Source organism: Mycoplasma miroungirhinis, assembly GCF_013008815.1.
Classification (GTDB): Bacteria; Bacillota_I; Bacilli_A; order Mycoplasmatales; family Metamycoplasmataceae; genus Metamycoplasma; species Metamycoplasma miroungirhinis.
In genome coordinates, this window is sequence record NZ_CP053097.1 from 377,540 (window position 1) to 404,215 (window position 26,676).

The 26,676-nt window shown below is 23.0% G+C and carries 22 protein-coding genes; 7 read left to right on the top strand and 15 right to left on the bottom strand.

Annotated features, from left to right (window positions below):
* From secDF to HLA92_RS01750, 4 genes are all read right to left on the bottom strand, one after another.
* The gene (gene secDF, locus HLA92_RS01735) at positions 1-2,604 is read right to left on the bottom strand and encodes a protein translocase subunit SecDF (protein ID WP_171112931.1); all 2,604 of its coding nucleotides are present in this window, start codon (positions 2,602-2,604) and stop codon (positions 1-3) included.
* 46 nt (positions 2,605-2,650) lie between these two features.
* Positions 2,651-3,598 carry a Holliday junction branch migration DNA helicase RuvB gene (gene ruvB / locus HLA92_RS01740; protein ID WP_171112932.1) on the bottom strand — a complete coding sequence of 316 codons (948 nt, stop codon included), beginning with the start codon at positions 3,596-3,598 and terminating at the stop codon, positions 2,651-2,653.
* The gene (gene ruvA / locus HLA92_RS01745) at positions 3,585-4,232 is read right to left on the bottom strand and encodes a Holliday junction branch migration protein RuvA (protein ID WP_171112934.1); all 648 of its coding nucleotides are present in this window, start codon (positions 4,230-4,232) and stop codon (positions 3,585-3,587) included. The genes ruvB and ruvA overlap by 14 nt, the downstream gene beginning before the upstream one ends.
* Before the next feature lie 136 nt (positions 4,233-4,368).
* A complete protein-coding gene (locus HLA92_RS01750; protein ID WP_171112936.1) occupies positions 4,369-6,732 on the bottom strand; it encodes a phosphoketolase family protein in 2,364 nt (787 codons plus the stop codon).
* 108 nt (positions 6,733-6,840) lie between these two features.
* Here HLA92_RS01750 and cdd point away from each other — a divergent pair, with 108 nt between their 5' ends.
* Both cdd and HLA92_RS01760 read left to right on the top strand, forming a co-directional pair.
* On the top strand, positions 6,841-7,251 hold the full coding sequence (gene cdd / locus HLA92_RS01755) for a cytidine deaminase (protein WP_336508846.1): 411 nt from the start codon (positions 6,841-6,843) through the stop codon (positions 7,249-7,251).
* Positions 7,241-8,353, top strand: coding sequence for a hypothetical protein (locus HLA92_RS01760; protein WP_171112938.1), 1,113 nt, complete (start codon positions 7,241-7,243; stop codon positions 8,351-8,353). The genes cdd and HLA92_RS01760 overlap by 11 nt, the downstream gene beginning before the upstream one ends.
* 78 nt (positions 8,354-8,431) lie before the next feature.
* Here the strand turns inward: HLA92_RS01760 and HLA92_RS01765 are convergent, their stop codons facing one another.
* Positions 8,432-9,172: a YebC/PmpR family DNA-binding transcriptional regulator gene (locus HLA92_RS01765; protein WP_171112940.1), complete on the bottom strand. Its 741-nt coding sequence runs from the start codon at positions 9,170-9,172 to the stop codon at positions 8,432-8,434.
* A 95-nt stretch (positions 9,173-9,267) separates the two neighbouring features.
* Here HLA92_RS01765 and nadE point away from each other — a divergent pair, with 95 nt between their 5' ends.
* Both nadE and HLA92_RS01775 read left to right on the top strand, forming a co-directional pair.
* Positions 9,268-10,044, top strand: a complete 777-nt coding sequence (gene nadE / locus HLA92_RS01770) for an NAD(+) synthase (RefSeq protein WP_171112942.1) — start codon at positions 9,268-9,270, stop codon at positions 10,042-10,044.
* The gene (locus HLA92_RS01775; RefSeq protein ID WP_171112945.1) at positions 10,044-10,739 is read left to right on the top strand and encodes a pseudouridine synthase; all 696 of its coding nucleotides are present in this window, start codon (positions 10,044-10,046) and stop codon (positions 10,737-10,739) included. The genes nadE and HLA92_RS01775 overlap by 1 nt, the downstream gene beginning before the upstream one ends.
* A 314-nt stretch (positions 10,740-11,053) precedes the next feature.
* Here HLA92_RS01775 and HLA92_RS01780 read toward each other — a convergent pair whose 3' ends face one another.
* The 6 genes from HLA92_RS01780 to HLA92_RS01805 all read right to left on the bottom strand — a co-directional run bounded on the left by HLA92_RS01780 (position 11,054) and on the right by HLA92_RS01805 (position 20,315).
* Positions 11,054-11,200, bottom strand: a complete 147-nt coding sequence (locus HLA92_RS01780) for a DUF4357 domain-containing protein (protein WP_171112948.1) — start codon at positions 11,198-11,200, stop codon at positions 11,054-11,056.
* Between the two features lie 18 nt (positions 11,201-11,218).
* A complete protein-coding gene (locus tag HLA92_RS01785) occupies positions 11,219-12,562 on the bottom strand; it encodes an HNH endonuclease (protein ID WP_171112950.1) in 1,344 nt (447 codons plus the stop codon).
* 5 nt (positions 12,563-12,567) lie between these two features.
* The gene (locus tag HLA92_RS01790; protein ID WP_237023517.1) at positions 12,568-13,254 is read right to left on the bottom strand and encodes a sugar-phosphate nucleotidyltransferase; all 687 of its coding nucleotides are present in this window, start codon (positions 13,252-13,254) and stop codon (positions 12,568-12,570) included.
* Between the two features lie 1,247 nt (positions 13,255-14,501).
* Positions 14,502-15,287 (bottom strand): Mbov_0401 family ICE element transposase-like protein, encoded by a 786-nt coding sequence (locus HLA92_RS01795; RefSeq protein WP_171112952.1) that lies wholly within the window; start codon positions 15,285-15,287, stop codon positions 14,502-14,504.
* 932 nt (positions 15,288-16,219) lie between these two features.
* Positions 16,220-17,005 carry an MAGa4850 family ICE element protein gene (locus tag HLA92_RS01800; RefSeq protein WP_171112954.1) on the bottom strand — a complete coding sequence of 262 codons (786 nt, stop codon included), beginning with the start codon at positions 17,003-17,005 and terminating at the stop codon, positions 16,220-16,222.
* Between the two features lie 205 nt (positions 17,006-17,210).
* The gene (locus tag HLA92_RS01805; protein WP_171112956.1) at positions 17,211-20,315 is read right to left on the bottom strand and encodes a type I restriction endonuclease subunit R; all 3,105 of its coding nucleotides are present in this window, start codon (positions 20,313-20,315) and stop codon (positions 17,211-17,213) included.
* A 255-nt stretch (positions 20,316-20,570) separates the two neighbouring features.
* Here HLA92_RS01805 and HLA92_RS01810 point away from each other — a divergent pair, with 255 nt between their 5' ends.
* The gene (locus HLA92_RS01810) at positions 20,571-21,239 is read left to right on the top strand and encodes a restriction endonuclease subunit S domain-containing protein (RefSeq protein ID WP_237023518.1); all 669 of its coding nucleotides are present in this window, start codon (positions 20,571-20,573) and stop codon (positions 21,237-21,239) included.
* Here the strand turns inward: HLA92_RS01810 and HLA92_RS01815 are convergent.
* From HLA92_RS01815 to HLA92_RS01825, 3 genes are all read right to left on the bottom strand, one after another.
* Positions 21,226-22,026: a tyrosine-type recombinase/integrase gene (locus HLA92_RS01815; protein WP_171112958.1), complete on the bottom strand. Its 801-nt coding sequence runs from the start codon at positions 22,024-22,026 to the stop codon at positions 21,226-21,228. The genes HLA92_RS01810 and HLA92_RS01815 overlap by 14 nt on opposite strands.
* Positions 22,027-22,055: 29 nt before the next feature.
* Positions 22,056-22,523, bottom strand: coding sequence for a restriction endonuclease subunit S (locus HLA92_RS01820; protein WP_171112960.1), 468 nt, complete (start codon positions 22,521-22,523; stop codon positions 22,056-22,058).
* 191 nt (positions 22,524-22,714) lie between these two features.
* The gene (locus HLA92_RS01825) at positions 22,715-23,023 is read right to left on the bottom strand and encodes a restriction endonuclease subunit S domain-containing protein (RefSeq protein ID WP_171112962.1); all 309 of its coding nucleotides are present in this window, start codon (positions 23,021-23,023) and stop codon (positions 22,715-22,717) included.
* A 569-nt stretch (positions 23,024-23,592) separates the two neighbouring features.
* On the opposite strand from HLA92_RS01825, the gene HLA92_RS01830 reads away from it, so the two are divergent.
* Positions 23,593-25,107 (top strand): type I restriction-modification system subunit M, encoded by a 1,515-nt coding sequence (locus HLA92_RS01830; protein ID WP_171112964.1) that lies wholly within the window; start codon positions 23,593-23,595, stop codon positions 25,105-25,107.
* On the opposite strand, the gene HLA92_RS01835 is transcribed toward HLA92_RS01830, so the two are convergent.
* On the bottom strand, positions 25,100-25,492 hold the full coding sequence (locus HLA92_RS01835; RefSeq protein WP_171112966.1) for a restriction endonuclease subunit S: 393 nt from the start codon (positions 25,490-25,492) through the stop codon (positions 25,100-25,102). The genes HLA92_RS01830 and HLA92_RS01835 overlap by 8 nt on opposite strands.
* 83 nt (positions 25,493-25,575) lie before the next feature.
* On the opposite strand from HLA92_RS01835, the gene HLA92_RS01840 reads away from it, so the two are divergent.
* On the top strand, positions 25,576-26,610 hold the full coding sequence (locus tag HLA92_RS01840; protein WP_171112968.1) for a restriction endonuclease subunit S: 1,035 nt from the start codon (positions 25,576-25,578) through the stop codon (positions 26,608-26,610).
* Positions 26,611-26,676 lie beyond the last annotated feature (66 nt).

Here is a 26,676-nt window from a genome sequence, read left to right on the forward strand (position 1 = left end):
TTATTTATTAAAATCATTAATTGATAAGAATTCTTGTTCTTCAATTTTTGAATCATTTCAGTAAAATTCTTTAATTCTTTTATCCTTATTATGATATTTTTTTATTATTAGTGATTTTCAAATTAATGATGAAAATGTAATATCCATAATAAATAAACTAACAATAGAAATTAAAAATCCGGCGGGAATTAATAAATTATTATCACCATATAAAACTAAAGCAGGAACAGTAACTAATGCAGAAATTAATGTTATTGTATAAAATTCATTAATTCTTAATCTAAAAATTTTATTAAAGATTTTAGTAATTTCATCATCTGAAAAAATGTAATTTCTTAATTGTGCATCTTTATGTGTACTTAAATTAATTTCAGTTGATGCATTTAAATGTGAAATCATTGTCATTGTTATTACAATAAAATAAAGAACGATTAAAGTTTCATCAATTTTTATTCTTAGTGAAAATAGTGCTAATGTAGTAAATAATAACATAAAAATTTCTTTAATAAATAACATAAAGGCACTTATAAAATCATGTCTTATAGTTAAATAAATCGCTATTAAAACAAATGATGCAACAATTGGTATAAAACTTCAACCTAATGAATGTAAAAACCCTGATGGATTTCATTGATATGAACTAATAGAAACTGAATTAATATCAAAATTATTAATTGAATCTAAATTATTGAAAATTTGTTGTTCACTTAAATTATTATCAGAAGTAAATGAAACTATAAATTGATTATTTAATTTACTTGTTTCTAAAACATTAGAAATAATATTCAAATTACTATTTTGTAACTGTTCATTAATAATTACAGCAGTTTTATAATCAAAACCTAAATTATTATTATTTTTTATTATATGAGTTGTTTTATTTGAAATGGAATCTGCTAATTGAATATTATTTAAAATATTAGCATTTGGAACAAATAAAACAATTATAAGTAAAATTGTAACTAATGAAAAGAATACTATTCTTCATTTTCAATGTTTAAAAATATCAATTTTACTGTTGTTTGTAAATAAAGTATTTTTTGATTTTCCTGAAATTAATCATTTATGCTTATCAAAAGTTTCAATTCGAGTTATTAAATAAATAAATAAATTACCTAATAAAATTGTTACAACAGTTGTAAGAGCAATTACTAAAAATAAAATACTTGCAATTGTAACAACTGGTAAAACACTTAAATAAATTGAAAATATAGATAAGATGGTTAAAGCTGCTAATATATCTAAATTACTTAAAAAAGTGTTTTTTTGTCCTTTTCAAGCTGCTTTTACAATTGTTGCTCCTTTATTAATTTCTCTTTTTATTTTAAATAAAGTACGATTTATTAATACAAAAGAAATAATTATTGATAATGCAATTGCAAATATAATTGAAGGAGTAATTGTTGATGAAAAAGCAAATATTATTGATATTAATAAAAACGTCAATAAACTAATAAGTACAAAAATAATACTTCCTAATAAACGATATTTACATAATAAAAATATTCCTATTAGACCTAATGTTGTTGCAATAACAGTTGCTAAAACAAAATTACCTTTTGAAAATATTACACCACTAACATAATGACTAACTGTAGGTTCTAAATAATTACTACTTATTAAATTTAAAGCAAAAGGATTATACGCAAAATTTATTTTAGAACTAATTTCTTTATCTGTGTATGCTTGATGATTATTTAATAAATAAATTTGTTTAGACCCTGCTTTTTGATTTGATAAGCCAAAAGGGCTAATAGATGTTAATAAATATTTAGATGCATTTATTTCATTTAATTTAAGCACAGCTTCAGAACTAGTTGATGTTGAATTATTTTGATTTTGCAAATTATTTGCTGAATTTCCAATATATGCAAAATTTACTGGATTATTTTGTGCTTTATTTCAATCATCATTAAATTTAGTTTTTGCAATATTTACAAACTCCTCTAGATTAATTCAAATATAAACTTTATCGCCTATATTAAAACGATTACCATAATAATTAAGTAAATTTTTTCATTCTTTATTACCTTGTTCTGTAAATTCTAAACTAATTCTTCCAGAACCTGCACCTGTATTTCAATTTGCAGGATTATTAATAAAAGAAGGAGAAAAATTTTCTGATGAATTTTCATCTAATAATTTTTCTAAATTAACATCACTATTAGAACCTGGAATAATAAATTTTCCCTTATAAAATAAAGGAGTTCCATTTTTATCAGTGAAGGTTATAAATTGTTTTTTTGTTAATTTATTAATTAATTGATCTTTTTGATCATCAGTTTTTATACTATTATCAACTATTGATATTAATTCATTTGTAGAAGTAATATCATAATTATGTAATGAACGAGAATAAGTTAAAAAATCCTCTGTTTTTTTGATGACTTGTTGATTTGAAATAGTATCACTATTTTCTTTTTGAAAATTATTTATTTTTAAAACAACTTTTGCACCTTTATCAAAATGATTTGAATAATGTGTAGGATTTTTTAAACCAATAAAAATACCGATGATTAATAAAATGAAAACGCTAAACATTGAAAAAAATGTAGCGAATCATCTTAATTTATTATGTTGTTTTTTATTGTTGTTTGTTTTCATGATTTAAATTATACAATATTAGCAAGATTTAAATATATAATATTTATTATTTCAAAAAGTATTCATTTAAATAATTTATACCTTTTTGAGTTATTATTCTTCCTCGAGCAGTTTTTATTATAAATTTATGAAGAAGTAAATAAGGTTCTACATCGCTTATAATTGTTTGTCTATTTTCTTTTAAAATATTTGTAATACTGTCTAATGACACTGCTTTTTGTTCAAAAATCTCTGCTAAAATCTTTAAATAATGAATTTGTAAATCATTTAAACCTAAATTATAAACGCCTAAATATTTAAAAGCTTGATTTACAATTTCTAAATTAATTTTTTCTTTATCTTCATATAAACAAAAATCATGAACTCTTTTTAGTAAATTGTTTGCAATTCTTGGTGTTTGTCTTGAATTTTTTGCTATTTCTTTTATTGACATATCATCGATTTTAATTGCATATTTAGTTGCATTATTAGTTAGAATTTGTTCAATTTCTTCTACTTTATACATATTTAATCGACCAATAAAACCAAATCTATCTTTTAAAGGTTGTGATAACATATCAAAGTTTGTTGTTGCAGAAATTAAAGTAAATTTTGGTAATTTTAATCTCATAATCTTTTTATCACCATCTACACCTAAAACAATATCAATGCTTTGATTTTCCATTGCAGAATACAACAATTCAAATAAATTTTTATTAATACTATGTATTTCATCAATAAAAATAATATTATTATCTTCAATACTTGAAAACAAAGTAATTAAATCAGATTTTTTTTCTAAAAGTGGTCCCTGTGCATACACAATTTTTTGTTTGGTAGTATTTGCAATTATTTTTGCTAGTGAACTTTTACCTAAACCTGGTGGACCATAAAAAAGTAGGTGATCAATAATTCTTTTTTGTTTTGATGCAGCATCAATCATAACCATCAAAGTTGTTTTGATATGATTTTGACCAATAAAATCATCAAAATTTTCAACATTAAATAATTGCATCGTGACTTGCTTGTGAAATTATTTTAATCGCTTCTTCAACTGATTTTTCTAAATCTTCCACTGGATTTATTTTATCAATGGCAAATTTAATTTGTTTTTGTTTAAAACCTAAAACTTTTAAACTTTTTTCTAAGTTTTTAACATTTTCAGAAACAATAGGTGTATCAGTTTTATTAAAAGAGAATTCATTTATTTGAGTATTTTCTTCAGTATTTTGAGTATTTTTTTCTCATTTTTGTAAAAATCCTTCGTATTTTACTTGGAATTCAAAAACAAGTTGTCTTGCTGTTTTAGTACTTAAATAAGGTATTTCTGATAATTTTTCTATATTTGCAGTAGAAATATAAGACATAATGTTTTTTCAACCTATTGCTAAAATATTAATAGCAGTTTTAGGTCCAATTCCTTGAACCGATAATAAATCTTCAAACACTATTAATTCTCTAAAATTACTAAATCCATATGTTGTTTTAAAATATTCTGAACTATATTCATAAATAAACATTTTAATAAATTCATCTTTTTTAAATCTTTCTACATTTGGTACGTAAATAATTTCTCCAATTCCATTATTTTCTAAAATTACATAATTTTTATTTACATGGACAATTTTTCCATAAATATATATTTTCATATTCCCTCCACTTATATAAAGTAAATTTTTATTGAAATAAAAAAACAAAAGGAAAAAATAAAACAAATTTAGGAAATTTTCATTTAATGAAATTAAGTTTTTTTAAAAAAAAAGTAGCTAAATAGCTACTTAATGATTATAATTGGAATTTTCAGTTTTTAACTTCATCTAAGTCGGTTCCATTTTCACGAATAAATTGTTTATGTTCTGATAATTTTTTATCCATTTCTTCAATAAAATCATTTGCTTTGTTTCCATATACTGCATTTGCAGCAGTTTTAGAAATATTAAATCTATCCATTTGAGACATTACTCTTATATCAAAACTAGTAGTTATATCTCCATTTTCACGATAACCATGAATAAATAAATTATGATTATGACGAGTAAAGAAAATATCTCTTAATAATCCTTCATACCCATGGAATGCAAATACAATTGGCTTATCTTTAGTAAAGATTTCATCAAACTCTGCATCGCTTAATCCTCTTGGATCAATACTTGGATGTCTTAATTTTAATAAATCAACAACATTAACATATTTAATTTTTAATTCAGGATATTTTTTGTGTAAGTAAGTAATTGATGCAAGTGCTTCAATGGTTGGTTCTGTTCCACTTGATACCATCACTAAATCAACTTCATTATTTTTTGAAGTTGAAGCTCAATCTATAACTTTTAGACCTTTATCAACTAATTCTTGAGCTTCATTTTGATTAAAGAATTGTTGTCTTGGTTGCTTAGAAGCTACGATTAAATTAATTACATTTCTTTGTTTAAATGATTTATCCATAACTGCTAATAATGAATTAGTATCAGCTGGTAAATATTCTCTAATATAACGAGCATCTTTATCAGCTAAATGACCTAATATACCTGGATCTTGGTGAGTATATCCGTTATGATCTTGTTGAAATGCTGTACTAGTCGCCATAATATTTAAAGATGGATAATCATTTCTTCATTGTAATTTACTTGCTTGTTTAATTCATTTTTGGTGTTGAGTAATCATTGAATCAACTACTCTTAAAAATGATTCATAACTAGCAAAAATTCCATGTCTACCAGTTAAAACATAAGCTTCTAAAAATCCTTCTGCTTGATGTTCTGATAATTGACTATCAATAATTCTTCCTGCAGGTGACATAAATTCATCAAGATCTTGATCAATTGTATCTAATCATTGACGACTGGTTATTTCAAAAGTTTTTGTTAATCTATTTGATTTAGTTTCATCCGGACCAAAAATACGGAAATTATTAGGATTTAATTTAATGATTTCAGTAAAATATTTTCCTAATTCTACCATATCTTGTGCTTGAATTTCAGATGGTGTAGTAATATTTAAAGCATATTTTGTTCAATCTGGTAAGTTTAATAATTTTGGATTAATACCACCATTTGTAACTTTATGAATACTCATTTTTTTATCATCTGATGGAGCAATTATTTTAAATTCTTCTTTAAATTTACCATCTGAAGTAAATAATTCTTCAGGTCTATATGATCTTAATCAGTTTTCTAAATCTGCGATTTTTTCGGTATTATTTGCATTTACGGGAATTGGAACTTGGTGACTTCTAAAACTACCTTCTAATGTTTCATTATTATATGTTTTTGGACCTGTTCATCCTTTTGGTAATCTTGCAATAATAACAGGTCAATTAGGTCTTTTAGCTTGATTTGCTGGATATTTACGAGCCTCTTTTTGAATATTTAAAATCTTTTCAATTGCTTGATCCATTTTTTTTGCCATAATTGGATGTAATTTTAATGAATCATTTCCCTTTACAAAAATAGGATCTCAACCTAAACCTTTAAAATACATTTTTAATTCTTTATCTGATTTACGAGATAAAATTGTTGGATTTGAAATTTTTCCTCCATTTAAATATAAAATTGGTAAAATTGCACCATCATTTACTGGATTTATAAATGTATTTGAAAATCATGAAGCTGCTAAAGGTCCTGTTTCTGCTTCACCATCTCCTATAACTGTTGCTGCTATTAAATTAGGATTATCTAAAATTGCACCTGTAGCATGAGCTAAAGCATAACCTAATTCTCCACCTTCATGAATTGAACCCGGAGTTTCAGGAGCTGCATGACTTGCAGTTCCACCTGGAAATGAAAAGTTTTTAAATAAGTATTTTAATCCATTTATATCTTCTGAAGCATTTTTATAAATTTGAGAATATGATCCATCTAAATATGCATTAGAAATCATAACTTGTCCACCATGACCTGGACCTTCAATATAAAACATATCTAAATTATATTTATTAATAACACGATTTAAATGTACGTATATAAAGTTTTGACCTGGTATAGTTCCTCAATGTCCAATCGGATAAATTTTTATGTCATTTGCTTGTAAAGGTCTTAAAAGTAATGGATTATCTCTTAAATAAATTTGACCTACTGATAAATAATTAGCTGCTCGAAATCAAGCATCCATTTTTAGAAAATATTCTTTTGTTGAAAAATTATTATTGCTCATATTACTCCTTGAATTTTATAGTTAATAGTATATTAATTTTATATGAAAAAGCGAAATTATAAGTTTTATTTTTGATTTTTTATTTTCTTTATTTGTTAAAATATTTTTATGAAAATAAACATTCAAGATTTAAAAGATAAACTTAAGTATTCATATAGTCCTTATTCTAACTTTAAAGTAGCTGCTTTAGCAATTGATGAAAATAATCATAAATACTACGGTGTAAATTGTGAAAATATTGCTTTTCCAAGTGGTTTATGTGCTGAAAGAGCGGCTTTATTTGCTAGTGTAGTTAATGGAGCAAAAGTTGGTAGTTTTAAAGAAATACATATTATAAGCAGTGGTAAAGACACGATTTTACCTTGTTCAGGTTGTAGACAAGTGATGTTAGAATTTATGCAACCTGATTCAATGGTCTATTGTTATAATGGTGATGGTAATTTAAATCTAGAAATTACATTAGATAAATTAAATCCATACGGTGTCTGGCCAAATACATTAAAACTAAATGAAAAATAAATTTTTAAAACCTTTTTTACTTAGCGTTATTGGCCTACCTACAGTATTTATAACAGTATCATGTGCAAATTCTAATCAAAACACTCAATCTGAATCAGAATCTAATAAATTTACTCAAGAAATAAAACAAACTATCGATAATTCAGATATTTTTTTAGCAAAAGAAAAAGAAACTTTAAATCAATTTCTAGTTGAATTTAAAGATGATAAAAGTGCTAATGCAAAACAAATATTTGAACAAAAAATTATTGATTTTATTTTACAAAAATCACAACAATCTAGACAATTCTTTTTATTAGTTAGCATTTTAGTACAGTTTTCTAAAATATATAAAGATATAGAATTTTCTACTAATTTAGATAATCTTTTAAAACATTATCAAACACTGCGAAATATATCTTCAATTATTAAACAACCAAATATTGTTATTTCAACTGAAGATATAAAAACTTTTAATACGCTTTTTAAAACTGTTATTAATAATGTTCAAATAACACAATACCAAATACAGGATAAACAAATAAATCGTTTAGAATTTAAACAAAATCAAAACATTTCACTTTCTAATTTAACAGAAACTGAAATAAAAGATATTGAAAATAACATAGTCTTTAATTTAAAAGATAATGTTTTAAAATGAGAAGTTTTTAAAATAAATCCAAAAGATGATGAAAAAATTAAAAATCAACTTTTATTATCTTTAAATTTAGAACGTGATTTAGAAATATCAAAAATAAAAAATGATGCTTTAATTTATTTAGATTTTAAAACAATAGACGATGATTTTATAGAAAACAAAAATCCCGATATTCAATTATCAAATTTCTATAATGAAACATTTTTTAAAAATAACATTTTAGTTTATTTAAGTGTTGAACCAATTATCTTAACAAATGATGACAAATTAATTGCAATTTATAAAATTCCTTTTACAATTCAAGATAATCAAATAGTAAATAAAACTCAATATATACAAAAATCTATTAGTTTTATTGATTTAAATAAAATGAAAATTATTAATCAAAATGAATTAATGAATTTACTAAAAGGAATTTATATCGAATTACCTAAAAATATTAATTTAGATGTTTTATTAAATTAAAATTCAGAAATTACCTATAACAAAAATCAAGTGCTAAAAGTTGCACTTGAATTTTTTTTAACCTTAAAACTTATTAACTTATTCTTCATCAAAAATAGCATTATGATAAACTTCTTGAATATCATCATCATCTTCTAAAGTTGTTAAAAAGTTTTCAAATTTCTCAATTTTATCATTAGGAATAGTAATTTCTGTATTTGGAATGTATGAAATTTCAGCAATTGAGAAGTTTTCAAAATTGAAGTTAGTTTCAATTGCTTTTTTTAATTCAGTAAATGAAGAAGGTTCAGAATATAAAATATATTCTTCATCAGATTCTTTAAAATCAATTGCACCACTATCCATTGCTAACATTAAAATATCATCTCAATTTTCTTTAATTTCTGCTTTTTTAATTGCTAAAACTCCACGTTCATCGAAGGTATAAGGAATTGTACCTTTACCCATTTGACCATTAACTTTACTAAAATAATATTGAATATTTGAAGATAAACGATTGAAATTATCTGTTAAACAAGTTACTATAAAATTAGTTCCGCCAAATGCTGTTGCAGTATATAAATATGATTTAAAATTACTTCCTTCTTTTGATGTTCCTGAACCTTTTTGAATTGCTTTTTCAATATTTACTTTAGGCATTGAACGTGCTTTGGCTTTAGAAATAGCCATTCTTAAAGAAGGATTTGCATCTGGATCAGGTCCACCTAAAGATGCAGCAACCATAATTTCTTTTGAAAATTTTTGAAAAATTTTACTTCTTGCTGAATCCATTGCTGCTTTATGATGTTTTGTTGTTGCTCATTTTGAATGTCCTGACATATTTTCTCCTTAAATTTTCAAACTTAATATTAATTATAATAAAAATAACGCTTTTTTATTTGTATTTTGTAAGTATTTATTAAAATTATTAAGATATGAAAATACAAACAAAAAATTTAGATCAAATAAAAAAAGAATATGATATTGATAAATATTATAAATTAATTAAACAGATTCAAAAATGACTAATAAATAAAGTAAAAAAGGCAAATGCTTCTGGTTTAGTACTAGGAATTAGTGGTGGAATTGATTCAGCTACATTAGCTTTTATTGCACATCCTGTCTTCAAAGAAAAATTACATCTTTTTTCTATTTCCATTAATGATAATAAACAAAATCCAACAATAAATAATGATATACAACAAGTGTTTTTAAAATTAAATCGTAAATTTAATAATATTAATTTAACTAATGCATTTTTAGAATTTAAAAAATCAGCACATATTTTAGAAACTTTTATAGCTGCAAATTTAAAAGCAAGAATGAGAATGAGTGTTTTATATGCAAAAGCACAAGAAACAAATAGTTTAGTTTTAGGGACAGATAATTTAAATGAATTTTATTTAGGTTATTTTACTAAATTTGGTGATGGTGGTTGTGATTTATTACCTTTGGCAAACATAAAAAAATCTGATATTTATATTATGGCTAAAATTTTAGAAGTACCTGAATCAATTATTTATAAAAAACCAAGTGCTGATTTATGAACAGATCAAAATGATGAAGATGAACTAGGTTTTAGTTATGATAATTTTGAATCATATTATGATAATAAAAATGCTGTATCAAATGATGTAAGAAAAAAAATTGAAAAACAACATAATAAAAACATTCATAAATTAGTTTCTATTCCTAAAGGACCAAAAATTTAATGAGATTAGAAAAATTCATAGCTGACACAACAAATATTTCACGAAAAAACATTAAAAAACTAATAATTCAAAAACGCATTAAAGTAAATAATCAAATTGTTTTAAAAAGTATTCAAATAACTGAAAATGATGATGTTTATCTAGATAATAAAAAACTTTTATATCAAAAATTTAGTTATTTTATGTTAAATAAACCACAAGGATATGTTTGTGCAAATGAAGATAAAAAACATAAAACTGTTTTTGATCTAATTAATGTAAATAAAAATAAATTTTTTACTTATGGACGTTTAGATAAAGATACTGAAGGATTATTAATAATTTCAAATGATGGAATATTAGCTCATCAACTTTTAACTACTAAATATCACATACCAAAAACTTATTTTGTTCAAACAAATATTGATATATCTGAAAACATTTACGATTTTAATAAACCAATTATTTTAGATAATCACATAATAAAAAACTATAAATTCGTAAAAAATACTAATAATACCTGTTATTTAACGATTTATAGTGGTATTTTCCACCAAGTAAAAAGAATGATGCAATTTTTTGGCTTAGAAGTCACATATTTAAAAAGAGTCCAATTTGGTGATTTAAATTTAGATCAAAATTTAAAACTAGGTCAATATAGAGAACTAACTAAATCAGAAATAAATTTATTAAAAAATAAACTAAATTCAAATTAAAAGATCAATTATTTGTAATTTAAATTTTTTAATAATGAGTTTCTGATTTTTTTAAAACTCAGAACAATATTTGATAAAGAATATTTTTCATCTCATCATAAAGATGGAAAAATTATGTGGTTAAAAAATAATGTAATCCAAAATCATTTTACTAACTACTTAAATTTATAACAATATAAAACAAATTAAAAATAATTCTTAACAAAAGAAAGCAATATATTGGTTTATAGAATTCTTTAATTACTTTTTAATCAAAATATTCATTTAATACAAAATTATTAAATATTTTTTCTTTTAGCAACTCTAATTAAAATTTAATTTAAAGATTTGTTGTCTTTGTTTTTGCATTCATCATATCCATTTGATTGTCTTCATACAATAAAAGTTGATACTGATGATGGAGTATTTAAAATAATATCTTCTTGAAGAATAAAGTTTTTATCGATAATTTTTTTATGCATTTATTTAACTTTATTTTGTTATTTTTTTGGAAATATATTAATTCTTTCATAATGTTTAGTAATATATTTTATAAATCGATTTTGAGTATCTTTTTTGTTTAATAAATTAAGAATTTTATTTGATAATCTTTGTTTTAAATTATTTAATATACTTGATTTTATTTCATTATTTATAGAATTGGAAGAAAATTGAGTATTTTTATTAATCATAAATTTTCTAGTCTTTAAATCAAAATAAATAATACCATTTTCAAATTCTTTATCATGATTAGGACAAAGCATAAAACCATTTACACCATCTACAGCTTGAAATTGAGCTTCCTTTTTACTTAGAGTACCATTTTTAAATTCTTTTCTTATATCACTAAATCTATGGATATGACTTGCTTGTAAATTTAGTCCATAATTACATGCAAAACACTCATAATTAAAGTTATATTCTTTTAAAATATTATTTCTAAAGACGGTTTGTCTTCTTATAATATCATCTTCTGTGTCTAAATTTTCATCTACAAAAATACTGTTTTGTTCCAGTAAATTATTTATAACATTAAATCCAGCATCTTGAATTATTTTAATTTTTTTGGTATAGCTTTTATGTTTATATTCTTGATAAATAATAAAATATAAATTTTCAATATTTCATTGCTCTTTTTTAGTTTCTAATAATTTAATAACTAAAAATAAATCTCCTCATTTTGCACCATCAAATATATCCTTTTTTCCAACATCTTTTTTATTATCCACACCATAAACATTAACATTATTTGTTTGTAATTCTTTTAGCAATCAAATACCATTATTTCCTTTATTAGTATTCCTTGATGCTTTTTTTGCGTTTAAATAACTTTGTAAATTATCATCAAAAAAATTCTCAATATCATTTAATGTTAAACTAAACTCAATTTGTAATAATTTCATTTCAGAAATAGTTGTTCTAATATTAGTTAATTTTTTAGAAGGTATAAATTTAGGATCTAAATTATTTTCTATTCTTTTCATTACAGAATATGGATTTAATGATACTTTAACAGGCAAATTTAATTTTTTGGCAACTTTATAAGCTGGATAAAAACCTTGAGATAAAAATGTATTTCTACCTTTTACTCTAAAATCATTAGATAATATCATTGAAAAAAATACAATAAAATCGTTATTAACAATAACTCCTTGAAATGGTTGTTGAATTTCAATAAAATTACAATTTTTATATGTCTCGTTTATGTATTTATCATAAAAAAGTGTTTGATATATTGATTGATTAGATAATTCTATTATTTGATTATCTGTATAATTTTTATTTTCTTTTAGAAATTTATTTTTTAGTGACTTATATAAATTAATTGAAACATTGATAACCATTTGTATTAACAGTATTCCTTTTTGTCTTTTTTATAATTAACACCTTTTCAAACTTGAATATCTTTTTTGAACATATTATTACATATTCACATTGATGCAAAAGATGGTCTATCTAAATTCATTACATCATATTTTAAATGGTCTTTTGTAAAACACATTCTTCTTTTTAAATGTACATATTGAACTCTTTTAAATTGTTGTAATTTATCACAAAATTTTTCACTATTAAGTGCTTGTATTCCAAAAATTAATGCTCATTGTTTTTCATTACCAAATTCAAGTAATCTTTCTATTAAATTATGCTTATTTCTAAAAGGAGGATTTGAAACAATAATATCTCAATGTTCATTTGGTTGATATTTGTAAAAATCTTGATTATATAAAAGATGAGAATAAATAACTTTATAACCATAATCCTTAAAGGCTTTTACGAAATTAGATGATTCTAAATCAAAAGGACATCAAATAACTTTATCTTTTGGTATTTGTGAATTTTTAATAAAATATTCAACATCTTCATAAGTAGTATATCATTCATCATCATTAGCATATCTAAAAGCTTTTGTTATATCTGTAGAATTTCTTTTTATAGTACTTTTTGTTTGTTCTTCAATATAATTCATTAAACTTTCTTTTGTAATTAAACTATTACTACTGTGATTTATTTCTCTTTCTAATATTTCTTTATTCATAGTAAACCTTTCTATATTTTTAATTATTTTAAGTATTGGTAAACTTTTATATTTTATGTGCTCTTTTATTATAAGTATGAAAATTAAGCTATTTATTAAAATTTTTTTAATTTTTTATTTTATCCTAATAACTATTAAAATTCATATTTTAAATACTTAATAAGATTATTTTAATTAATTATTTTAAGTGGAATTTTTTGTATTTAATTAAGACTAATTAGTATCTATACTTTTATATATCCATAAAGACATAATATTATTATCTTTTTTTATATTAATTTAATTACATTATCAATATGAAATTTAAGTAATTTATAGAAACTTTATTTCTTAATCAAATTCAATGTTTTGATTGGAACTTTAAATAGTAATTTATATGTTTTTGATATTTTTTTTTAATGTATTTAAATATCATAAAACTAAATTTATTAGATAATTGATTGTTTTCTATTATATATTTTTTCATATGTTTTCAATATTTATATTTTACCATATTGTAGCATCTGCAATAATATAAACATTTTATAGTTTCGATATAGATATATTAATTTATGACTTTAATTTTAATTTACTTATTTATTGGAGGGGTAAAAAATCGGTATGTTATAAGCTGAGCTTGTACACATTCATTTTTTGATAACTTAATTATATATCATTTTCGCTAAATTAATGCAGTTTTCACTTTTTTTCTGCTGATGCAAAAAATGTTCTCTTCGCGCGCGTACGCACCTTTAAAGGCAAGCCAACAAATGGTGCAAACTTCTAACCGAAGTACCATCATTGTGCTTGCTATTATTATTAGATAATAATAGAATTTTTAATTTTTCTGATGCAGATTTGCATCATTTTTTAAACTTTGTCACAAATCTGGTGCAAACTATAAAATATTGATTAAACTACTATAACATAGTTATAGTAGAATTTTTTTATTCTTTGTCACAAATCTGCACCACCATATAATTTTTTAGAAATTTATAAAAAAATTGTTCCGACATGTTTTTTTAAATTTTTGTACATAATTTTTGATTTTATAGACTCTAAATTAAACGTACTATTGACTTTTAAGATGTGTTTTTTGAAGGAATTAAATACAAAATGTTCTGTATAACTTGATACTAAACAAAATTTATTTTCGTTATTTCAGATATGATATTTATTATTTTCTACGAACTTAAATAAGGATTTTGCATTCAAAATAAATTTATTTTCCAGGTTAATATTTTTAGTTTCAAGCAGAAATTGATTTCTTATTTTTGCATAAATTTCATACCCCCATTACATTCATAACTAAAAACATACCTAAATAAATCCAGTCATCTTATTCTATATTTTTTACTAAATCAATTTAAAAATACTTTTTTATTTTCTTTTTTTGCGAAGTGATTAAACCCAAATGTTTCATTGATTTTCTTTACTAAATGAAAATAATCTAAGGTGTATTTTACGTTTATATTAAATGAAATTGTTTTCATTCATCTAGCACCATCACCTTTTAAAATCACACTATTTCTATCTATATTTAGACTATTTAAATAGTGGTTTAAATTACTTGAAACTCAATTTAAATCATTAGTTTCAGTGTTTTTATCACTTACTTTTTTTAAGAAAAACAAACATAATACAGCACTTTTTTTGGATTTATTTTTAATAAAATTAGTATGCAAAATAGCTTCTCTACACCTTAATTTTTCACCATATTTTTTACCTTGAATATTGACAAAAAGATCATCAACTTCTAGATTAATTTTTTCATTTTTTGAAGCTTTAAAAATGCTTTTATTTTCCTCTATTTTTAGATCATTTTTTAAGCTAATTTGTTCGTTAATTTTGAACCTTTTTTTTAAGAAAAACAAATGTTGTTTTGAAGGTTGAATTTTAATTATTTCACTTGGTATTTTAATGTTATTTAAATCAGCTAAAATACATGCTTTTATTAGTTCAAAATCATATTTAGAAACTGCTAAATTTTCTAAGATTTTATCGTGGTAATAAACAACTCTTTTATGCTTATTATTTTCAATATATTCATACATTGTTTCATTTAAATAAAATACACCACCATATAATTTTTTAGAAATTTATAAAAAAAAGATATAAAAAAACAACATAACAATGATGTTATGTCCGAAAAACATATTTTTTCTCGTATTATTCCGTCCTTAATATATTCCATTTCTAAGTCTCTAAACGGAAAATCCCCTTAGTGTTACAAATATATCACTGCAACATTATTATATACACCAAATTCTTAGTTTTTACAAAAAAAATAAAAAAGCGACACAACAAAGTGTGTCTGAAAAATATTTTTTTCTCCACTTGCCTACTCACTATATATTCCACTTTCAAGTATTAACTGCGGCGATTCCACTTGACGATTCAAATATATATTGATAACTATATTATACATTAAAAAAAGGATTATCATTAATATATGACAAAAATATTGTTGATACTATTATTGATCATTTAAAAAAAAACATTTTTCTAAAAATATATAACAAAGATCACCAAGTGATTGATACTATAAATTACTAAATAAATTAAATAGTTAAGCTAGTTTTTTCTATTAAAAACACCATAGCAAATAACTATGATGTCATTTTATTATTTACTTTTAATTGCAAACTCAATATTTGAATAAACATGTGGATACATATATTAATACCTTTTTTTAATGTTATATATTACATATACATGACTATATATTTATGTTTCAAATTTTGTCCGATCCTAAAAACCCCCTTCAAAAAATTTATGATTTTTTCAAAAATTTCAAAGTTAAAAATACCACTAAAGTAAGTAGTTTTTCATTTTTAAAAAATATTTAACATTGTTTTTAATTAGAATCATGTTTATACCTTTAACAATTGGAGGACTTATCTGGACTTGAACCAGAATACGTTGTAAACAAAGCGTGTTTTGCATTAAACTACATGTCCATATACATGACTGATTTTTTGACTAATTAAAATTTCATAATTAAATATCTTTGACTTTTAAAATCACTACCAATAAATTTTTTAAACATCTTTCCTGTTTTATTTTTTATTGTAATAAATTTCTTTTTTATGGTTCTTACTACCATATAAATTTCTTTTAAATTAACTCCTAAAATATCAGCAAATCCACAATGCATTTTATATATTTGACTTCTACTTAAATCATCAAAAAAATTATTCTGTAAAACTATTTTTTGACTTAATTTATGTGAATAGAATTTCTTACCAAAAAGAGCTTTAGATTTAAATTTTTCAATCGTAAATCATCACGCAGATTTTAACCCTAATAAAAGTAAAATTTTCATTTCATTATAACCCTTGATAACTACATAAATTTCACCCTTTTTTCTAAGATTAATTTTTCTCAATTTTAGAAGATTTTTTTCTTTTAAAAATTCTTCATCTAACATATTTAAATCTACCATTTTTTTAATCGCTAAATTAACAGTAGATTTCTTAAATCCAAGTTCGTTAATTAAATCATTTTTAGAAAGATTAATATTTGAATTTTTGTAGATTCTAATTGTTATAAAAATTTTTAATAAAACAAGATCTCTAGATAATTTATTTTTTCAACTTTCAGAAATAACAAGTTTTCCACTTTTTATGAATTTTTTAATGTGATCTAAATTTTGCTTGTCATATTTTTTCTGATTGTATTTCTTTTCAAAATTTAAATTGTTATAAAAATCTTTGATACTCTTATAATCGCATCCATCCTCCATTAACTTTAATTCACTTCATGCACCCATAAATAACCTACTTTCAATTTAAAAATTTTTTTTATTTTTTTTGTACAAGGAGGCCATTAATGATATAATATAGTTATCTTTTGTAGTGGGTTAGTGGCCTACTTTTTTTTTATTCAGTTTTTAGATCAAAAAATAAAAGCTACAAGCACAAGCTCGTAGCTTTTTTTATTTTCGACACACTAATTTTTTACGCATCCATATTTTATTATCATTCCATTATATATTCAGCTTGTTTGATAACATCTTGAACCGCTTCTTTTGTATATTCAGGTGGGTAATTATATTTTTTCAAACATTCCTTGATTTTAGTTCTCATTTTAGCTCTAGTAGCTTGCTTATGAAATCAATCCGTTGTTGCATATTCTTCAACAATTTCTTTTAATTCATGAGCAATTAATTTTAAAGTTTCATCATTTAATAGATCTTGTGCAGATCTATCTCTAATAAGAGCATCATAAAAAGCTCTTTCTCTTCCAAATACACCAACGCGATTAGCTTCTTCTTCATTAGAAACTATTTCACCAGCAAACGAAACTAAATCAGCAATAGTTGCTTCTGGTAAAAATTCTCCATCTCTATTAGAATATTGTTCTAAAATTTTTCTCAATCTCTTACTATATTCTTGAGATTTGAAATAATTATTTTTTCTAGATTCAGATATTGCTCTTTCTAATAATTGCTTAATAATTTCCATAAATACTAGAGGTGGATTTTTTTGTCTTAATTCTGCAATTTTTTTAGCACTTAATAATTCAATAACATTTATTGATTCATTTTTGTTTTCAGTTAATACCTTTACTTCATCACCTTTAATTGCATCAGCTAATAATTTGGATACATAAAGATTCATATCTTTAATAGATATATAAGAATAACTCATTCTTAATTTTAAAATAAAACTTCGTATTGCTAGATAATAATAAACATCATTTTTTTCTTCTTCTGTAGTTATACCACCACAAACAACAAATGCTTGTTTAATAGATATAGAGAAGTCATCCATAAATCGTTCTTCTCTTTCTTTTGTTTCTAGAACAAATTGTGAACCAAATTGAATAGCTGCAAATCTCTTAGCTGAATCATTACTATAAAATTTACTTTTATCTATCCTGTAAAATCACTCATTTAAAATACTCAATTTTTCTTTAAAAAGATTATAAATTTCTTTACGAATATCTTGAACATTTTCTTTTCTCTCTCTATCAGTGTAGAATATCAATGCTTCATCAAGAGCTTTAGATAATCCTATGTAGTCTACAATTAATCCGCCCTCTTTACCCGGATAAACTCTATTAACACGTGCTATAGCTTGCATTAAATTATGAGCTTTTAAACGTTTAATGAAATACATTACGTCTAAATCCGGTACATCAAAACCAGTTAATCACATATCAACCACAATTGCAATTTTATATTTAGAATTATCCTTTTTAAATTCTTCTCCCAATGTTCTTCTATAATCAGAATCTCCAAAAATTTGTCGTTGTTGTTCTGTATCCTTATTTGATTCTGTAACAACCAATATAATTTGATTCTTCATTTTAGGAAATAAATCTTCAGTAATTTTCTTATAAAGTTTTAAGGCTGCAGCCCTTGTTTGACAGACAATCATTGCCTTACCATTTAGGAAACCTTTTCTTTCTTCATAATGTTCCATAATATTTTTAGCAAAAAGTTCAATCATATCATCATCTTCGAGAATAACTTTCAATTTAGACATTTCTTTTTTTGATTTTTCTATAGATTCACTATCAGATTTTCTGGTTTCTTCTAAACATTTATAATAATTATCTATTTCATTTAAAAGTTTATCATCAGTCCAAACTTGAGCTAATCTAGATTCATAATATAGTTTAACTGTAGAACCATCAATAATAGATTGGGTCATATCATAAACATCAATAATTTCACCGAATACATCAGTAGTTTGTTTATCTTTGTTAGAAACAGGGGTTCCAGTATATCCAATAAATGTTGCATTTGGTAATGCATCTCTAATATATTTTTCTACACCATATTTAAAAATTGCTTCATATTCATCTGTATCTTTATTTTTTTCATACTTGACAGTTTCATAAATACCATAATGACTTCTATGAGCTTCATCAGTCATAACAATGATATTACTTCTTTCATTTCTTGGTAGATTATCTTTATCAAACTTTCTAATTGTAGTTAATATAATTCCACCTTGTTTTATATCATTTAATTTATTTACCAAATCTTCTCTAGATATAGCTTTTTGTGGTTCACATTTTAAATAATTTCTTGCGCTATAAAAAGTTTTATATAATTGATCATCTAAATCATTTCGATCAGTTAGTACAACAATAGTTGGAACTTTTAAAGTTTGTTCACAAATAAGTCTGTGTGCTAACATAACCATAGAATATGACTTCCCGCTTCCTTGAGTATGCCATATTATTCCTGCCTTACCATCACCAACAGGTTTAATGGCTCTTTTAACAGAATTAGCAGATTTAACAACTCCAAAATATTGATGATATTGTCCCATTATTTTTATAGGTTTATCATTTTTATCTAATATAAAAAATATATTATTTTTAATGATATCTAAAAAACGAGTTTTATTAAAAACTCCTTTTATTAAAACATCTAATTTATATACACAATTTGTATCGTATCCTTTTTCACCTTCTATGCTTTTTCATTCATTATATCTATCTATTTTAGATGTTAATGTACCTACTTTTGTATTTACACCATCTGAAATAACTAAAAATGAATTGAAATTAAATAGAGTAGGAATATCATATCTATATCCATCTGTCTCTGAATTAGAGCCAAGTTGTTCGTATGCATGTTCTAGAGTTGCGTTACTTGCATCCTCTGCAAATGATTTTAATTCCATCACTACTAATGGAATACCATTAACATAAATTATAACATCAGGAATTCTAGTGTTTTTTCCTTCATTAAATTTAACTTGATGAACAACTTGAAAAACATTATTTTCTGGATTATTAAAATCAATAAAATATATTGTAGTATTTATGTTATCAACTGTTTCAACAGATAACCCATCAATTAAAAGTTTGTGAAAATCATAATTTCGTTCAAATAATGAAGGATTAACCAAAGTTAATATATGATTAATCGCCATTTCTAAAATGGTTTCATCATCTATCTTATTAATCCGTCTTAAACAATTAAATAATACTTTTTTATTAATAAAATCATCAAATTTGCGATTATTTAATCAATAATCATTTTCACTATCCAAAAATTCATATTTTTCATTTTTTAGCAAAGTTATTATAGTATTTTCAACTTCAGCTTCATTGAACATAAAAACTCACTTTCTATATTATTATATTATTAATTCACAGATAATTATTTGTTCAGTTAAAATTACTAAAAAATAAAACAAAAAACAGCATTAATTATTATCGCTGTCACTATAAAATTAAATAAGGTTTTAATCTATTAAGTTTGTGATGGAAGAGTATTACATTACCAATATTTATATTATTGATTATCAGTTAATTTAGATATACTTATAGATTCTACATTTAATGAACTTTCAAAAACAACATTAGAAAATTTGAATATTAACTTACCAAATTTAACACACAAACAACATATAGTTAACACTATAGGAAGTGTTGATGATTTAATTGAAAATTATCAAGAAAGAATAACAAAAATGCATGAATTAAGTGACATGATAGTGTCTAAGATAGATAAATGAGTTTCATATGATTATGTTAGATTCGATAAAGGAAAGGAAGTTGGTTCATCTTTTTATAAACAAGTAAAAAGTAAAGATGATATTGAATATATTAGAGTGGGTGATCTAATAAATAAAAACAACACTATTTATGTATCAAAAAACGATAAATTATCCTTATGTGATGAAACAGATATATTAATATCATTTGATGGAGCACCAGGAAGGGTTGCAACTGCTTTAAATGGATATTTTTCATCTGGAATAAGAAAGGTTAAATCAACTATTGATGATAAGGGATATATTTATTTTTCTTTAAAAAACAGAATTAATCAAGAAATTATTAAAAAGCATTCAACAGGTACAACTATATTGCATGCTTCGAATGCTATAAATTATTTAATTTTCCCTTTATTATCTAATTTAGAAAAAAATAATCTTAATATTATGTATTTTAATATTATAGATTTAGAAAAAAAGAAACAGAACTTATTGAATATTAAAAAAACATTACTTCAAAAGTTTTTTTCTATCAATCAATAACTTTATCAACTATTGCTTGTTGTTCTTCACTAGTTTTTCTTAAGTAAATTCTAGTTGTTTCAATAGATTCATGTCCCATAAGATCAGCAAGTAAAGCAAGATCTTTGTATTTTTCTAAAAAATTTTTTGCAAATCTATGTCTAAATGAATGCGGATATATTACTTTTGTATTCATATTATATTTAGCGGCAAGACATTTTAATTGGTGAGCAATTCCTCTAGTTGTGATTTGTTTACCATTTTTATTTAAAAACAAATAACCATCGTCTCTACCTATAGATGAGTAATATTTAATAGCTGCTAATGATAATTTTTTAGGTATAAATATTCTTCTTATTTTTCCTGATTTAGTGTATAAATCTATATATCCTCTTTTTAAGTGTTCTAATTTAAATTGAATTAATTCTGAAACTCTAGCTCCTGTTGCTCCCAAAAATCTCACAACAAAATACCAATCAATATTATTATCCTTTTTTAGTTTATTTTTTAAAAATTCATAATCAGCATCGCTAATAACATTTTCAAGAAAACTCTTTTGTTGAATTTTAACAAAAGATAATTTGTAATTATTTTTTTCAATAAATTCAAGATATTTATTAATTCCCTGAATCCTTAAATTTATAGTTTTCCCTTTATATTTATCAACTAATTCTGCTTTAAAAGCTAATAAATTTTGTTTATTAATAGTTGGAAATTTTGAAAAAAAATAATTAATTGAAAAACAGTAAGATTCAATAGTGTTTTTTGATAGGTTATTACCCAATAAGTATTTTTTAAATTTTTCCATAATACCCCCTGAATAAGAGGTATTTTTGATTAGAAATATTTATTAAGAAGGATATTTTTTATGCTAATTAAATTAGCTATTTTCAATCTTAAACTGGATAACTTTTTGATATATATATCATAATTTTGATTAAAATTCATAATTTCTTCTTTTTCTAATTTAGGAACTTTGATGTTTCGAAAAGTATTGTTATTAATACTCATCATCGTCGTACCAACTGAATTATTATTTCTCTCGCTAGTAAATGAATCGGAAATAATGATAGAAAAAGCTAATGATAAAGGAAATTTCTCTGTACATTGAATACCACAAAAACCCGTAGACAAAATACAATTATTAATCAAATCTAAATCATCTGCAGTCACAGTTAAAATTTTGTATGAATTCTTCATTTTAGCAAATCAAATACTATTTTGAAAAAATTGCATATTTGCTCTTGAAGGTCTATTATCATATTTAATTTTTTGATGATTATAAATATTATTAATACCTTCCACTGAAGCAGTGTCAATATAATTTTTCAGTCCCTTATATTTGTTAATTCCTGATTTTATAATATCGGGTTCATAATAATCAATAAATACCTCTTTTTTATATTTTAAAATAGCAGTCTTAAGTATGATTATTATTTTATTAATTTGTTTTTGATAATTTTCAATTAAATCATCAACACTTCCTATAGTGTTAACTATTTGAAATATTTATGTAGCATTATTTGTTTGATTTTAAGTAGAAATTCCAATTTTTTATTTAAATTAATTAGATTTTGATAAACATAATTAATTTTGTCATTTATTTCATCTGAATTATTATGTTCTATTATAGTTATACTTTCGAGCATGTTTTTTGTAATAAATTTTATAACACTTCCTTGTGAATTATTTTTTAGATTATCTATTTGATTTTCGCATTCTTTAAGAAATAAATAAAAATATTGTTTAGGTGAAATTACATATGTTCTTTGATAAGCATTAAATTTTCCTACATAAAATTTCACATCAATCTCCCCATTCCCAGAGATAATTATTTGTTCAGTTAAAATTACTAAAAAATAAAACAAAAACAGCATTAATTATTATCACCACCACTAAAAATAAATTGTTATAAATTAACGAAAATAATAAAATAAGATTTTTTATAAAAAAATGTTTTAATATAGACTAGAAAAACCAATGAAAAAATATTATTGTAATTCAATTCTAATTGCAAAATTCTATATTATTCTTTTACAAAATTATTTTTTAATCAAATACACAAAACATTTTGTATTTGGAATTTATGATCTTTTTAAATTTGAAATATGTTTATATTTAATTCATTTTTGCTTTAGAAAATTAAGTAAAAAATATAATTAAGAAAAATAAATTAATAGTTTTATTATAATTTTTCATATGGTAAATTTTGTATATTTAAAACAAAAAACAAGAATTATTAAAAAATTACAATTTATCCATGATTTGTTAATATATATAAAATAAAAGGGTAATGCATTATAAAAGTTTAAAAATTATTTTAAATGGTAAGAAATAATTAAAAAGATAAATAGTAAATTAAAGGAGAAATAATATGTCACAAATCATTGCTGAAAATGTCTTATGAGGAGCTGCTGAAAAGTTAAGAGATAAATGTGATCCTGCTGATTATAAAAACATAGTTTTAGGTTTGGTATTTTTAAAATATGTTAGTGACAAATACAGTGCTAAGTATAAGGAATTATCTAAATATAATGATGGAAGAGAAGATGACGAAGATTATTATATTTCAGAACATGTCTTTATAGTACCTAAAAATGCATTATGATCTGAAATTTCTAAATATACAAAATCTAATAAAATTGACCCTGAAACTGGAAAAACATATAATTTGGGTCAATTAATTGATATGGCTTTTGTTGAATTAGAAAAACACAATGACCAACTAAAAAATATTTTACCTAAAACTTATTCAAAAAGCGATTTAGATAAGGATACACTTGGTGAATTAGTAGATTTCTTCACTAATAACTTGAATATGGAAGGAGTGGATGGCGATTTTTTTGGTCAGGTATACGAATTTTACATTGGAGCATTTGCAAAAAAAATTCCCACAAAAGGAGGGGAATTTTTCACTCCTAAATCATTAGTTGAATTAATGGTGGACATTTTAGAACCATATAGAGGTAGAGTTTATGATCCTTGTTGTGGTTCGGGGGGTATGTTTGTTCAGTGTTCTAAATTTGTAAAAGAACATCAGGGTAATGTGGATGATATTTCTATTTTTGGACAAGAAAGTAATCCAGGTACTTGAAAAATGGCTAAAATGAATTTAGCTATTAGAGGTTTAGAAGGAAACCTTGGTTCTTCAAATGGAGATTCTTTTACGGATGATAAGCATAAAGATTTAAGAGCAGATTATATATTGGCTAATCCTCCTTACAATTTAAAATCTTATTGAAAATCTACTTTAGAAGGAGATCCAAGGTGGATTTTTGGAAGACCTAATGATAAGGATGCCAACTATGCATGATTATCACTAATGTATTCAAAACTTGCACCTAATAAAGGTAAAGCAGCGATATTAATGCCAAACGGTGCGACAACAAGTAATCAAAAAGATGATTATAATTTAAGAAAAAATATGGTTGAAATGGGTAAAGTTGATGCAATTATTGCATTACCTAATAAATTATTTTATAATGTTAGTATCTCTGTGCAATGTTGGATATTAAATGCAGCAAAAACAGATAAAGATATATTATTTGTAGATGCGGGTGATAAAGGAAAATTAATATCAAAAAAAATCCGAGTATTAGAAAATGAAGATATTAATTTAATTGTTGATACATATAAAAAATTTAAGAATGATGAGTTTAATGAGGGAATTCCTGGATTTGCTAAAGTAGCATCACTTTCAGAAATTCAAGAAAAAGATTATTCATTAAACCCTGGTAGATATGTTGGGACTGATGAATCTAATAAATTATCAGATGAAGAAATTAAGGAACAACTTAAATTAGCTACCAATGAATTATTAGAATTAATGAAAAAAGGAGAAGAACTAGAAAATAAAGTTAAAGAGATTTTATTAAATGAGATTAAATAATGTTAACTATGTGTTGTTGAAAAATTAATGAAAACTCTGGTATATTAATTGACTTTATGATATCTTGAGTCAATAGCGGTTGTGTGCTACCTATACTTATGTTTTTGTAATTAATTGTTTTTAGAAAATAATATATATATTTCAGTATAAATTCTGAATTACTTAGCGTGGCTATAATCACATTATCAGAAGCTCAAGATTCAAATTTATTAAAAAATAAAGAACCACAATTTCCTACTCTCCCTATAAAAATTGATTCTTTATTTGAATTAAAAAAATCAGTTTTACCAATTATTCCTGAAGATCCATATACATTATATTTACCATATTCATTTAAAACTGGTAATTTACCGCTTTTTAAATCTAATATATATTTTAAAAGCATATTATCCCTCCAATGTTTGTTTATAAAATTTAAATCAGATTAATAAATATTGTGTAACTTTACTTAATATAAAAGAGGAAATTATGAAATTTATTAAAGATGTAGCAAAAATAAAAAATGGTTCATCAAATTCTGACAACAATATAGAAAATGGAATTTTTCCGTTATTTGATAGATCGAAAGTTATAAAACACAGTAATAAATATCTTTTTGATTCTGAAGGAATTATAATTCCAGGAGAAGGAAAAGAATTTATTCCCATATATTATAAAGGTAAATTTGATTTACATCAAAGGTGCTATTTTATCGATATATTTTCTAAAGATTATTTACCTAAATTTTTGTTTTATTATATTTTTTATAATAATAATTATTTTAGTAAAGTTGCAGTTGGGTCAACAGTTCCTTCTTTACGTTTAAGGCATATTGAACAAATGCAAATACCCTCAACAATTTTAGAGTTTCAACAACATATAGTTAACACTATAGGAAGTGTTGATGATTTAATTGAAAATTATCAAAAACAATTGAAATATTACTATAAAATAGAAGACTATTTATTTAGTTTATATGAGAATTATTGTGAAAAAATAAATTTTGAAGATGCTTTTTTAACATTTAATGGTGGTGTTTTCAAAAGTGATGAATACTTAGTATATTCACCTTTCAAATTAATAACAATAAAAAATATCGAAGATTTATGATTAAATACTGAGAATATTTCATATCTATCAAAGAAAAATGCAATATCTAAATATAAATTAAATATTGGAGATATTGTGATGACAATGACAGGTAATATTGGAAGGGTTTCTGTTATTGATGAAAAAAATTGTTTTTTAAATCAACGATTGATAAAAATAAGTTCTTATTCCCCCTTATATTTACTATCATATTTAAGAAAATATAAAGAGCATATAATTCTTTTAAGTAGAGGTACAGCTCAAAAAAATTTATCGCTATCAGACTTATTAAAAATAAATGTATATAATTCAATGCAAGAAATTAAAGATTTTAGCAAATACGATAGTATCTTTAATAAGATTATTTATATTAAATGTGAAATAAAAAAATTATTAAAAATTAAATCAATTTTATTATCAAAATATTTCAAATAATTCATGATATAACAACTGTTGATAATTTAATTGAAAATTATCAAAAACAAATTAATAAAATAATAA